Here is a 12,427-nt window from a genome sequence, read left to right as displayed (position 1 = left end):
CAGCATTTCTGACCCGGAATCGCCCGTTTCCCCGGTTGCGCTTTCACCACTCGCCCTTAATCTGCCCGGATCGCGCAGAGGGAGAGATGCCGATGACCCGTCGTTCCGACAGCCTGACCCCGGTTCTGGTGGTGAGCTGTATCATCATCACCGTCAGTTTCGCCGTGCGCGCCTCTTTCGGGGTGTTCCAGATCCCGGTGGCCGCAGAATTCGGTTGGGCACGCTCCGAGTTTTCGCTGGCGATTGCGCTGCAGAACCTGGCCTGGGGCATAGGGCAGCCGATCTTTGGCGCCATCGCCGAGAAGATTGGCGACCGCAAGGCGATCTTTCTCGGCGCGCTCGTCTATGCGGCGGGCATGGTGCTGACCGCCAGCTCCACCACGCCGCTCGAGCATCAGCTCTATGCCTGGCTGGTGGGGTTCGGCATTGCGGGCACCGGCTTTGGCGTGATCCTGGCTGTGGTGGGGCGCGCGGCCTCGGACGAAAACCGCTCGATGGCGATGGCGATCGCCACCGCCGCGGGCAGCGTCGGCCAGATGATCGGGGCGCCGGTGGCCGAATGGCTGATGGGCGTTATGAGCTGGCAGAGCACCTTTGTGGTCTTTGCTGTCGCGATCCTTTCGCTGGTGCTGACCTTGCCGATGCTGCGCGTGTCGCAGCCCTCGGGCCAGCAACAGCCAGGGGAGACGATGGGCGCGATTCTGGGCAAGGCCCTGCGCGACCCCTCTTTCACGTTGATCTTTCTGGGCTTTTTCAGCTGCGGCTATCAGCTTGGCTTCATCACCGCGCATTTTCCCGCCTTCGTGACCGAGCTGTGCGGGCCGATCCAGCCCGGTGGCTTGCTGCACGGGATTGGCATCACCTCGACCTCGACGCTGGGGGCGGTGGCGATTTCGCTGATCGGGGCGGCGAATGTCGGGGGCACGCTGATGGCGGGCTGGGCGGGCAAGTATTTCTCAAAGAAATATTTGCTGGCGGGGATCTATGCCGGGCGCACGGTGATCGCCGCGACTTTTATCATGGCGCCGATCACACCGGCCTCGGTGCTGATCTTTTCGGTCCTGATGGGGGCGCTGTGGCTGGCGACCGTGCCATTGACCAGCGGGTTGGTCGCGCAGATCTATGGGCTGCGCTACATGGGTACGCTCTATGGCATCGTGTTCTTCAGCCACCAATTGGGCAGTTTTCTGGGCGTCTGGCTGGGCGGGCGGATGTATGACGCCTTTGGCAACTATACCTTCGTGTGGTGGATCGGGGTCGGCGTCGGGGCCTTCAGCGCGATTGTCCATCTGCCGGTGCGCGAACGTCCGCTGGGTTTGCGCGTGGCGGCGTGAGGCGCGGGCGGGCCGAAGCCCGCCCTACGGGCCGTCCGGCTATTGCGCCGCCGCCCAGCGATCAAGGATATAGCGGCTGGTCATCAGGTCCAGATGCGCGCCGCCGCCATTCTTGAACAGCGTGATCTCCTCCGCGCTGCCGGGGGTGAAGGCGTCGAGGTCATAGAAATCGGCAAGGATATCGGCCTCGCTGATCACACCGCGTTCCAGCGGGATTTGAATCTCGCCGATATGGCCGATGGTGGTGTCGCGGCTGTCGACATAGATTTTCGACCGGGTCAGCGCGGTGTCGTCGGCCTCCCGCATATCCGGGCGATAGGCCCCGATCAGGTTCAGGTGCTGGCCCGGGTGCAGCCAGTCGCCCCGGATCACCGGGTCCGAGGACATGGTCGCAGAGACCACGATATCGGCGCCGCGCACCGCTGTTTCCAGATCGGCGGCGACATTGACCGTGCCGATCTCGCGCGCCAGTGCCTCGGCCTTGGCGGTGGTGCGATTCCACAGCGCGATGCGGGCCTTGGGAAAGGCCACGGCAAAGGCTTCACACAGCGACCGACCGACGGTGCCGGCCCCGGCGATGACGATCTGTTCGCTATCGGGGCGGGCCAGACGGCGGGCGGCCAGCAGGCTGTCGCCGGCGGTTTTCCATTTGGTGACAAGGTGGAAATCCACCAGCGCCTCAAGCGCGCCATCAAGATCGGAAAACAGGGTGACGGCCCCGTTGACCATCGGCGCCCCGTGTTCGGGGTTGCGCGGATAGATCGTGGCGGTTTTCACCGCGCTGCCCAGCCCGTCGATCCAGGCCGCACGGTTCAGCAGCGTATCGGGATCGCGATAAAGAAAGGTATCGGCGATTTCGGCCTTGGGCAGCTTGTGGCCATCGGCCAGCGCCTCGGTCAGCTCGATCCAGTCAAGCAGCTTTTCGCCTGCGTCAAACGGGATGATCGGGATTGTGGTGCTCATTGCGCGTCCTCCTCGGTGAGCAATCCGGCCCCGACCAGCCGGTCGGCCCAGCCCTGCGGTCCGGTGAACAGATGGGTCTGCCAGCCGCGCTGGGTGGCCATGTCGATATTGTCCTGCCGGTCGTCGGTAAAGATCAGCGCCTCTGGCGCGATGCCGCAATCGGCCTCGAGCATGGCATAGATCTCGGGCTCGGGCTTGATCGTCTTCATGTGCCCCGAAACATAAGTGCGGTCAAACTCGGACAGGAACGGGTAATGCGGCGCGGCGATGTCGTCAAAGGTCTGCACTCCGAAATTGGTCAGCGCAAAGACCGGGGTGCCCTTGGCCCGCAGCGCCCGCAGCAGCCGGATGGAGTGCGGGATTTCGGGAGCGGCCATTTCGATCCAACGATCATGCCACATGTGTATTTCATCGTGCCAGTCCGGGTATTGTTCGGCAGTGGCAAAGACGACCTCGGTGAAATTGCCGCCGCGATCCACTGCGTCGTTCATCGCATGCAGGTCCACGGCGGCGAACAGGGCGCGGCGGCGCGCCTCGCCGATTTCGCGATCAAAGAACCGTTCCGGTTGCCATTCGATCAGCACGTTGCCGATGTCAAAGATCACGGCCTGTGGTTGCATGCTCTGTTCCTCTTGGCCCGAGAATTTCGGGTTCATTCGTTCATTTTCTTTCAGGAGACCCGGCGCTCACCCTGCACGGGTCGCGGCGCGGATTTCCCGTTCCAGCGCCTCCAGAAAACGGGAGCGGTCGGCCTTTGTAAAGCCGCGTCCGCTGCCGCCGGCGCCCAGCGGGTTGGCGGCGCGCAGATCCGCCATCAGATCGCGCATGGCCAGTTGCTGGCCGATATTGGCCTCGGTAAACGCCTCGCCATTGTGGCGCAGCACCCGGGCGCCAGCGGCGACGCATTTCGCCGCAAGCGGGATATCTGCAGTCACCACCACGTCGCCGGGGCCACAGCGATCAGCGATCCATTTGTCCGCCTCATCGGCCCCTTCGGCGACGATCACGTTCTCGACCAGCGGGTTTTGCGACGGGCGCAGCCCGCCGTTGGAGACCACGAACATCGTGATCTTGTGCCGGGTCGCCACGCGCTCGGCCTCGGCCTTGACCGGGCAGGCGTCGGCGTCGATGTACAGCGCGCCCATCGCCCTAGCGCCAGAGCGCGTCGGCATGGAAGGCGACGTGATCCTCGATGAAGGTCGAGACGAAGAAATAGCTGTGATCATAGCCTTTCTGCATCCGGAAGCTGGCCTCTTGTCGGCGCGCGGCAAGGGCCCCGGCCAGTGCCTCGGGCTTGAGCAGGTCAAGGAACTGGTCATTGCTGCCCTGATCGATCAGCACCGGCCCGTCAAAGCCCACCTCGCGCATCATCACGCTGGCGTCATGGCGCGCCCATGTGGTCTCGTCCGCGCCTAGATAGGCACTCAGCTGTTTGCGGCCCCAACTGCTTGCGCTCGGGTTGGCGATCGGCGCAAAAGCCGAGACCGAGCGAAAGCGGCCCGGCAGGGACATCGCCAGCGTCAGCGCACCGTGCCCGCCCATGGAATGGCCGGTGATTGCCTGCCGCTCCGGATCGATGGCGAACTCCGCGCCGATCACCTGTGGCAGCTCTTCGGCGATATAATCCCACATGCGGAAATGCGGCGCCCAAGGGTCTTGCGTGGCATTGACGTAAAACCCCGCGCCCTGGCCCAGATCATAGGCGTCATCGTCCGCCACACCCGCGCCGCGCGGGCTGGTGTCGGGAAACACCAGTGCGATGCCCTGTTCCGCCGCCCAGGCCTGTGCCCCGGCCTTTGTCATGGCGTTTTCATGGGTGCAGGTCAGCCCCGAGAGATACCACAGCACGGGCACCGGGCCGTCGCGGGCCTCTTCCGGCAGGAACAGCCCAAAGGTCATATCGCAGGCGCAGACCTTTGATTTGTGTCTGTAGACACCTTGCACGCCGCCGAAGGCGATGTTTTCGGACAGGGTTTCCATGATCGTAAACTCCCATATCGGTTTGGCAGAACGGTTTCGCTCTGGCTATCGGGCCGGCGGCTTTGCGTAAAGGGCCGGAGCCTCCGGCGGGGATATTTCTGGTGAAAGGAAGCGCTGGTGACCCGCAAACACTCTGGGTGTGCATTTCGGCCGCGAGGGGGGCGCGTGCAGAGGCTTTTACGCCCCGGTGACCCATGCGATCACCAGCGGCACGGTCACGATGCTGGCCGCGGTCGAGAGCAGGATCGCGGCCGAGGCCCGTTGCGGCGCGACGCCATAGTGCTGCGCCAGCATATAGACATTGCCCGCCACCGGCAGCGAGGCGGCGGCAATCACCACCGTTGCCGAAAAAGCGTCGAGCGGAAACAGCAGCAGCACCCCGACCGCGACGGCGGCGGGATGCAGCACCAGCTTGCAAAACGACAGCCAGCCTGCGATCTGCATACGCTCGGTCGATTTGACCGTCAGCGAGGCGCCGATCGCAAACAGCGCGCCGGGGGTGGCGGCCCCGCCGAGGATGGTCAGGAAATCGTTCATCGGCCCGGGAACCGGAAGCGCCAGCGCCGACCAGCCCAGCCCCAGCACGATCGAGACGATCATCGGATTGCGGACCAGCCCCAGCCCCATGGCGCGCAGCGTGGCGAGTTTCAGCCGCCCGTCGCGGCCGCCATTGATCAGCATCACCACCAGCGACGAGAACACCACCAGATCGGTGGCCAGCACCAGCATCATCGGGCCGACAGCCCGCTCGCCGAACAGAATGACCAGCATTGGCAGCCCGAGAAAGCCGGTGTTGCCGATTACCGCGCATTGTGCCTCGATCGCGGCGGTGGGGATATCGAGCCCGCGCAGCGCCGCCACCCCGGTGGCCAGCAGATAGATCGAGGTGGTGCCCAGAAGGTATCCCGCCACCAGTCGGCCATTGAACACCTCGGCCAGCGACAGGTTGGCGGCAAAACGGAAAAGCATCGCCGACAGCGCGAAAAAGAACACGAACTTGGTGAGGTAGGCGGTCGCCTCGGCGCTGAAGAACCGGCTGCGACCGGCCCAGTATCCAAGGCCGATGATCGCGAAAAAGGGCAGGGTTCTCAGAAAGATCTCGAGCATGGATCAATCGGTAGCGGCTGCGGACTGGGGCCGCAAGGGCCCCCTAGCCGCTGCCGATGAGAATGCCTGCCGCCAGCACCAGAGCGCCACCAAAGACGACCTGAAAGGCGGCGCGCAGGAACGGGGTGTCCATGAATTTCTTTTGAATCCAGGCGATCGCCCAAAGTTCAAAGAACACGATGACCCAGGCGATCGAAGTCGCGGTCCAGAAATCCGGGATCAGATAGGGCAGCGCATGGCCCAGCCCGCCGAGGGTGGTCATCACCCCCGAGGCCAGCCCGCGCTTGAACGGCGAGCCGCGCCCCGAAAGCTGCCCGTCATCCGAGGCCGCCTCGGTAAAGCCCATCGAGATGCCCGCCCCGACCGAGGCCGCCAGCCCGACGAGAAAGGTGGTCATCGTGTCCTGGGTGGCAAAGGCGGTGGCAAAGATCGGCGCCAGAGTCGAAACCGACCCGTCCATCAGCCCGGCCAGCCCGGGCTGCACCCAGGTCAGAACGAACTGGCGGTGGGATGCGAGGTTTTCGTCGTGGCGGCTTTCATCATCTAGATGCTCGTCAGCGAGGTTCCCGGCCAGGGATTCATGCTTGGCCTCGGCGGCGGCCAGATCTCCCAGCAGGGCGCGGGTCGAGGCGTCGGTGCATTTGGCTGCGGCATTTGCATAAAAGCGTTCGGCTTCCCGCTCCATCGCGACGGCCTCTTCGCGGATCCGCTCGATCCCGAGGTTTTCCACCAGCCAGACCGGGCGGCGATTGTAATAGCCGGCCACATGTTCACGCCGGAGCAGCGGGATGGTGTCGCCAAACCGCTCGGAATGGGCGGCGATCAACCGGCGACGGTGTTCATCCTCTTCCGTGGCCATCCCGTCGAACATCTTGGCGGTGGCCGGGTATTCGCCACGCAGCCGTTCAGCATAGCCGCGATAGATGCGCGCGTCGTCCTCTTCTGACGAGATCGCCAGCGCGAGGATTTGCTGTTCGCTCAGGTCGCGGAAACGCTTGCGCGAGAAAAACTGCATGGCCCTACCCCACTTTAGACTCGTTCTAATTACTCAAGTCACAAGGTGTCTGCAAGGCGCCTGATCCCGCACCGCCGTTGCAACCGGACCGGGCGGATCAGTCGATCCGCCGCACCAACAGCTGATTGCCGTCGCCGACCTTGGTTTCAAAGCGTTTGAGCTCTTTGACCAGATCGCTCAGCTTTTTCTTGCCATAGCTGCGGGTGTCGAAATCCGGGTTGGCGGCGGCGATGAACTGCCCGATCTGTCCCAGCGAAAACCACTCGTCCTCCTGGTCGATGGCATCCATCGCGCGCACCACCAGCTTGGTGGGATCTTCCAGTTCGGCCGGGGCTTCGCTGCTGACATGGACCTCGGGAACGGGTCTGGTGTCGGCGGGTCGGGTCGGTTTCGGCTTCACTTTGGCCGGTTCGGCCATCAGGTTTTCAACATAGATGAATCGCTTGCACGCCTTGACGAAGGCCGCCGGCGTCTTGCGCATCCCCATGCCATAGACATCCAGCCCCTGTTCGCGAATGCGGCTGGCCAGCCGGGTGAAATCGCTGTCCGACGAGATCAGCACAAAGCCGTCAAAGCGCCCGGAATGCAGGATATCCATCGCGTCGATGACAAGCGCGATGTCGCTGGCATTCTTGCCGGTGGTATTGGCAAATTGCTGGTGCGGGACGATCGCCATCGACGCCAGCCTGTCCTTGCTCCAGCCCTGCGGTGCGCCGCCGGAGAAATCGCCATAGATGCGTCGGATGCTGGCCTCGCCAAACGAGGCGATCTCTTCGAAAATGGCTTCGGCGTATTTGGCCGAGATGTTGTCGGCGTCGATCAGAACGGCAAGCAGTGGGGTGTGCGGGATATGGGGCATGGGTGGGAACCCTCCATTTTGGGGTCGAAACTGTACGATCTGGCAGGTGGGCGCAAGGACTCAGAGCTGGCGAAACATCACCAGCGCGTCGACATCGCCCTGGGTCGGGTGGCGATAGGCAGCGGGGAGGCGTCCCACCACTTTGAACCCGGCGCGCGTCCAGATGTCGATGGCGCGGGTGTTGGTCGAAATCACGAAATTGTATTGCATGGCACGATAGCCCGCCGCGCGGGCGCGCTCCAGCGAGTCCGCCAGCATGGCGCGGGCGATGCCTTTGCCTTGGGCCGTGGGAGCGGTGACATAGCCGCAGTTGCAGACGTGATCGCCGCCGCCCATGGCGTTGGACCTCAGGTAATAGGTGCCCAGCACGGCGCCTGCGCTTTCGGCCAGCAGAACGGCATTGGCGGGGGCGAACCAATAGGCCAGCGCCGCCTCGCGCGTCATATCGCGCGGCAGGGCATAGGTGTCGCCGTTGCGGATCACCGGCTCCAGCATCGCCCAGACCGTATCATCGTCGGTCCGGGTCGCGGGGCGGATCGTCACGTCATTCATCGTTTGATCTCCTTGCGGGCGCCGATCCGGAGACCGGCGCAGCCGCTTATCAGTATTCGATCACGGCGCGGATCGACTTGCCTTCGTGCATCAGGTCAAACCCGTGGTTGATCTGCTCCAGCGTCAGCTTGTGGGTGATCATCGGGTCAATCTCGATCTTGCCGTTCATGTACCAATCGACGAATTTCGGCACATCCGTGCGTCCCTTGGCGCCGCCAAATGCGGTGCCTTTCCAGACCCGGCCGGTGACCAGCTGGAACGGACGGGTGGAAATCTCGGCCCCCGAGGGCGCCACGCCGATGACGACGGACACGCCCCAGCCGCGGTGCGAACATTCCAGCGCATCGCGCATCACCTGCACGTTGCCAGTGGCGTCAAAGGAGTAATCGACGCCGCCGAACTGGTCTTTCTCGGTTTTGGTCAGCTCGATGATCGCCTGTGTCACCGACTGGCCTTCGGGCAGTTTCGACGGGTTGACGAAATGGGTCATGCCGAATTTCTTCGCCATCACCGCCTTGTCGTCGTTCAGATCGACGCCGATGATCATGTCGGCCCCGGCCATGCGCAGCCCCTGGATCACGTTGAGCCCGATACCGCCAAGACCGAACACGGCGGCGGTCGAGCCGATCTCGACCCCGGCGGTGTTGATCACCGCGCCGATGCCGGTGGTGACGCCGCAGCCGATATAACAGATCTTGTCGAACGGCGCGTCGTCGCGGACCTTGGCCAGTGCAATCTCGGGCATCACCGTGTGATTGGCGAAGGTCGAGCAGCCCATGTAGTGATAGATCGGCGTGCCATCGAGCATCGAGAACCGGGTGGTGCCGTCGGGCATCAGCCCTTGGCCCTGGGTATTGCGGATCGCGGTGCACAGGTTGGTCTTGCCCGACAGGCAGGCATGGCATTCGCGGCATTCCGGCGTGTAAAGCGGGATCACGTGATCGCCGGGTTTGAGCGTGGTCACGCCTTCGCCGATTTCCAGCACGATCCCTGCGCCTTCATGGCCGAGGATGGCGGGAAAGATCCCCTCGGGGTCGGCGCCAGAGCGGGTGAATTCATCGGTGTGACACAGGCCGGTGGCCTTGATTTCCACCAGAACCTCGCCCGCCTTGGGGCCATCAAGGTTCACCTCCATGATCTCAAGCGGTTTACCGGGTTCCAGGGCGACAGCGGCGCGGGTACGCATTGAAAACATCCTTCTGACAGTTTTGCCGGACCCTGCGCTAAAATGGGTCGGTTTTCAACGCGCTTTCGGCGTGATCCTGCCATTGGCGTGCCCGGTCGCCGCGCTGGGATTTGAGTATTTTTGCAAAGAAGAAGGGGCGCGCGCGGCGTCCCGTTTTCTGTCCAAAGGGGGGCGTGGATCGCGTTTGCGGCGGGCAGGAGTCGTCAGAGGCTTGATTTGCAGACGGGAAAGCGCAACTCTTGCCCTATGAACATCCAGACACCCAGCGGCGATGCCTCTCGTCCCGTCTCGGATCAGGTCGCGTTTGACCGCCGGGAATTGTCCGTCATCCTGTCGCTTTACGGCCGTATGGTCGCGGCGGGAGAGTGGCGCGATTACGGCATTTCCAACCTGCGCGATCTGGCGGTGTTTTCGGTGTTCCGGCGCACCGCCGAACATCCGCTGTACCGGATCGAAAAGCGCCCCAAGCTGCGCGACCGGCAGGGGCAATATGCCGTGGTCGCGATGGACGGGCAGATCCTCAAACGCGGGGGTGACCTGAAAGCGGTGTTGCGCGTGTTGGAGCGCAAGCTGATCCGCGCGGTGAAGTGATCTGACCGTCGGGGTGCGCGCCTAAAGCCGTTTGTGCGCCGTCACCGGCCCGTCGCCCTGTGCCGCGATCCGATTGATTGTCGCCGTGATCGGCTCCTGCGCCACCGCCATGTGATGGGCGTTGGCGTGGAGCAGGGTTTCGCCGTCCGCCACCAGCGCCACATGCCCGGGCCAGAACAACAGATCGCCCCGATGCGCCGGGCTACCCTCGGGCAGGGTGTGCCCAAGTTCGGCTTTCTGCTGGTCGCTGTCACCGGGGCAGGTGCGGCCGCAGGCCAGCAGCGCGGCCTGCACCAAACCGGAACAGTCGATGCCGAACGACGAATTGCCGCCCCACAGATAGGGTGTGCCGAGGTAGAGCGTGGCGACTGCCACCGGGTCGGTCTCGGTGCTGTCGATCGGGGCCAGATGCGCAGAGGGCAGCCAGAGCACGCCAGGGCCATTGCGGCCCGGCGTGGCGATGCCGGACCATCGCCCGCGTTCCTCGGTCACCGTGACCCGTGCGCCGTGGGACAGCCAGATCGCCTCGTCCCGCGTTTTCAGTTCGGGCTGCGTCTTGGCATAGCTGTGGCGCGCGCAGACCCGGTGGGTCGGCGCCGGCGCGTCGGGCCAGAGCGCGGCGGCCTCGACCCAGCCGACATGGCCGTCGCGGGCGGCAAAGCCGAAGGCCATCGGTCCGCACCAGTCGAGCACGGTGAACCCTTCGCCCAGCACCAGTTCGCGGTCGCGTGCGCCGCCCTCGACGCTGGCAAAGATCGTCGCGCGCGGGGTGGCGACGGCGCAGGGATCGCCTTGGGTGAAGCGCGCGGCGTCAACCTGCCCGCGCAGGCTGTCATGGGCGACGCGCCCATTGAAGCGCAGGCGGCGCCGGTCGCTCATAGCTTCAGCAGCGCCGGCAGCGCCTCCAGCACCGCGCGCGCGCCTTGAGAAAAGCCGCCCTTGGTCCGCCCCGGCGCGTCGGTCGCGCTCCAGGCGTAGATGTCGAAATGGATATAGCGTGACGCCTCGGCGAAGCGGCGCAGGAACAGCGCGGCGGTGATCGCCCCGGCCATGCCGCCGCTGGGCGCATTGTCCAAATCGGCCACGCCCGGTTCGATATTCAGCTCATAGGGGTCGTGAAACGGCAGCCGCCAGACCGGATCGGCCACCTTGGCCCCGGCGCTGGCGAGCGCTTGCGCCGCGCTTTCGTCATCGGTGAAATAGGGGGCAAGATCGCCGCCAACCGCCACCCGCGCGGCGCCGGTCAGCGTCGCCATGGACAGGATCAGATCCGGCGCGTCTTCCTCGGCCAGCGCCAGCGCGTCGGCCAGCACCAACCGCCCTTCGGCGTCGGTGTTGTTGATCTCGACCGTCAGCCCCTTGCGCGAGGTCAGGATGTCGCCGGGGCGGTATGCATTGCCCGAGACCGCGTTTTCAACCGCCGGGATCAGCACCCGCAGTTGCAGCGGCAGCTTCAGCGCCATGATCATGCGTGCCAGCCCCAGCACCGTGGCCGCCCCGCCCATGTCCTTTCTCATCAAGGCCATGCTGCTGGCCGGTTTGAGATCGAGCCCGCCGGTGTCAAAGCATACGCCCTTGCCCACCAGCGTCAGTTTCGGCCCCGACGTGCCCCAGCGCATGTCGATCAGCCGCGGCACCCGGTCCGAGGCGCGGCCAACCGTGTGGATCATCGGGAAATTCTGCTCCAGCAGCGCGTCGCCCTGCACGGTTTCGATGCGGGCACCATGGGCCTTTGCCAGATCGCGCGCGGCGCTCTCCAATTCGTCCGGGCCCATGTCCGAGGCGGGGGTGTTGATCAGGTCGCGGGTCAGACATTCGGCGGCGGCCATCGCTTCGATCCGGGCGGCATCAATGCCCTCGGGCGCGATCAGTTGGCGCGGCTGGGTGTTTTGCGTCTTGTAGCGCTCGAAGCTGTAGCCGCCGATCAGCCAGCCAAAGGCTTCGTTCTCCAACGCTTGGCCTTCAAGGCCCGAAGCGATGCGATATGTCCCTGCAGGCAGTGCCTTGGCCGCCCCGGCCAGCAGAAAGCGCCGCCGCGCCCGCTGGGCGGCATCGCCATAGCCCGCCAGCGCCATGATCGGCGTGCCCTCCGGGCCGGGCACCACCAGCACTTGCGCCTGTGCGCCGGTAAAGCCGTTCGCCGCGACCCAGCTTTGCACCCGCGCGTCCTGACCCGCGAGCCAGCCTTCAAGCGCGGCTTGTTCGATCACATGCAGGGGAAGGGCGGGGCTGTCTGGTGCGGCAAAGGTCGGGGTCATCGCGGGGACTCGCATGTTGGGGGTAGGATGGGCGCAGAGTAATCGCCCCGCCGGTGGCCGCAAGTCCTGTCGGCACGAGAGGTCAGGCCATGGGCCGCCGCATCTGCCCCGCCGCGCGCAGCGAGCTTTCCCCGACCCGGTGCAGGCGCGACAGGGTGGCGGACAGGGCGACAAGGTCGCGCTGGTCCGCGGCGGCGGTTACGTCATGCGCCACACTGGCGAATTTGGTCATGCCGGCCTGTTCCGCGATCGCGATCATGGAGCGGGCGCATTTGCGCAGGTCGCACATGTCCCCCCGCTGCCACAGATCCTCGCAGCGGTTCAGGCGCAAAGAAAGTTCGTGACTTGCCCGTTCGATCACCGTTTCGGCCCCTTCGATGCCCAGCATCTGGTACAACATCCGCAAGAGGCTGCGATCCAGTTGCACCTGTTCTGCCCGATTGAGGGAGAAAACCGCGCCCATCCGACACTCCGATCCTGTGCATCCGGCGTTTCGCCGGCGCTCCGCGTCCCTTGGTCCCCATTTTTGGGCGGACTGGTTTGCAAAAGGTTTCCGGAGAATGCGCTTAATCTCTCGAATTT

The 12,427-nt window shown here is 64.7% G+C and carries 14 protein-coding genes; 2 read left to right on the top strand and 12 right to left on the bottom strand.

Features of this window, described 5'->3' with window-relative positions; translation table 11 throughout:
- The first annotated feature begins 92 nt into the window (after positions 1-92).
- A complete protein-coding gene (locus E1B25_RS12175; protein ID WP_132829619.1) occupies positions 93-1,334 on the top strand; it encodes an MFS transporter in 1,242 nt (413 codons plus the stop codon).
- A gap of 39 nt (positions 1,335-1,373) precedes the next feature.
- On the opposite strand, the gene E1B25_RS12170 is transcribed toward E1B25_RS12175, so the two are convergent.
- From E1B25_RS12170 to E1B25_RS12130, 9 genes are all read right to left on the bottom strand, one after another.
- Positions 1,374-2,297 carry an ornithine cyclodeaminase family protein gene (locus E1B25_RS12170; protein ID WP_132829617.1) on the bottom strand — a complete coding sequence of 308 codons (924 nt, stop codon included), beginning with the start codon at positions 2,295-2,297 and terminating at the stop codon, positions 1,374-1,376.
- Positions 2,294-2,917, bottom strand: a complete 624-nt coding sequence (locus E1B25_RS12165) for an HAD family hydrolase (RefSeq protein WP_132829616.1) — start codon at positions 2,915-2,917, stop codon at positions 2,294-2,296. Before E1B25_RS12165 ends, E1B25_RS12170 begins: the two co-directional genes overlap by 4 nt.
- A 66-nt stretch (positions 2,918-2,983) precedes the next feature.
- The gene (locus E1B25_RS12160) at positions 2,984-3,442 is read right to left on the bottom strand and encodes a YaiI/YqxD family protein (RefSeq protein WP_132829797.1); all 459 of its coding nucleotides are present in this window, start codon (positions 3,440-3,442) and stop codon (positions 2,984-2,986) included.
- Positions 3,443-3,446: 4 nt separating this feature from the next.
- Positions 3,447-4,277, bottom strand: coding sequence for an S-formylglutathione hydrolase (fghA, locus tag E1B25_RS12155; protein WP_132829614.1), 831 nt, complete (start codon positions 4,275-4,277; stop codon positions 3,447-3,449).
- 177 nt (positions 4,278-4,454) lie between these two features.
- The gene (locus E1B25_RS12150) at positions 4,455-5,384 is read right to left on the bottom strand and encodes an AEC family transporter (protein WP_132829612.1); all 930 of its coding nucleotides are present in this window, start codon (positions 5,382-5,384) and stop codon (positions 4,455-4,457) included.
- A gap of 43 nt (positions 5,385-5,427) precedes the next feature.
- Positions 5,428-6,399 (bottom strand): iron exporter MbfA, encoded by a 972-nt coding sequence (gene mbfA / locus E1B25_RS12145; protein WP_132829611.1) that lies wholly within the window; start codon positions 6,397-6,399, stop codon positions 5,428-5,430.
- A gap of 97 nt (positions 6,400-6,496) precedes the next feature.
- Positions 6,497-7,258 (bottom strand): NYN domain-containing protein, encoded by a 762-nt coding sequence (locus tag E1B25_RS12140; RefSeq protein ID WP_132829609.1) that lies wholly within the window; start codon positions 7,256-7,258, stop codon positions 6,497-6,499.
- A 60-nt stretch (positions 7,259-7,318) separates the two neighbouring features.
- Positions 7,319-7,810, bottom strand: coding sequence for a GNAT family N-acetyltransferase (locus E1B25_RS12135; protein WP_132829607.1), 492 nt, complete (start codon positions 7,808-7,810; stop codon positions 7,319-7,321).
- Between the two features lie 49 nt (positions 7,811-7,859).
- Positions 7,860-8,996, bottom strand: coding sequence for an S-(hydroxymethyl)glutathione dehydrogenase/class III alcohol dehydrogenase (locus E1B25_RS12130; protein ID WP_132829605.1), 1,137 nt, complete (start codon positions 8,994-8,996; stop codon positions 7,860-7,862).
- A 246-nt stretch (positions 8,997-9,242) separates the two neighbouring features.
- Between E1B25_RS12130 and E1B25_RS12125 the strand changes: the two genes are divergently transcribed.
- Positions 9,243-9,587 carry a DUF2794 domain-containing protein gene (locus E1B25_RS12125; RefSeq protein ID WP_132829603.1) on the top strand — a complete coding sequence of 115 codons (345 nt, stop codon included), beginning with the start codon at positions 9,243-9,245 and terminating at the stop codon, positions 9,585-9,587.
- 21 nt (positions 9,588-9,608) lie between these two features.
- Here the strand turns inward: E1B25_RS12125 and E1B25_RS12120 are convergent, their stop codons facing one another.
- The 3 genes from E1B25_RS12120 to E1B25_RS12110 form a co-directional block, all read right to left on the bottom strand.
- On the bottom strand, positions 9,609-10,466 hold the full coding sequence (locus E1B25_RS12120) for a C40 family peptidase (RefSeq protein WP_132829601.1): 858 nt from the start codon (positions 10,464-10,466) through the stop codon (positions 9,609-9,611).
- Positions 10,463-11,845 (bottom strand): leucyl aminopeptidase family protein, encoded by a 1,383-nt coding sequence (locus tag E1B25_RS12115; protein ID WP_132829795.1) that lies wholly within the window; start codon positions 11,843-11,845, stop codon positions 10,463-10,465. Before E1B25_RS12115 ends, E1B25_RS12120 begins: the two co-directional genes overlap by 4 nt.
- Before the next feature lie 82 nt (positions 11,846-11,927).
- The gene (locus E1B25_RS12110; protein ID WP_206338545.1) at positions 11,928-12,308 is read right to left on the bottom strand and encodes a hypothetical protein; all 381 of its coding nucleotides are present in this window, start codon (positions 12,306-12,308) and stop codon (positions 11,928-11,930) included.
- Between the last annotated feature and the right edge of the window lie 119 nt (positions 12,309-12,427).

This window comes from Antarcticimicrobium sediminis (assembly GCF_004348975.1).
Taxonomy (GTDB): Bacteria; Pseudomonadota; Alphaproteobacteria; order Rhodobacterales; family Rhodobacteraceae; genus Antarcticimicrobium; species Antarcticimicrobium sediminis.
The sequence above is the reverse complement of the archived record's forward strand: the minus strand, read 5'-3'. Positions and strand labels throughout refer to the sequence as shown.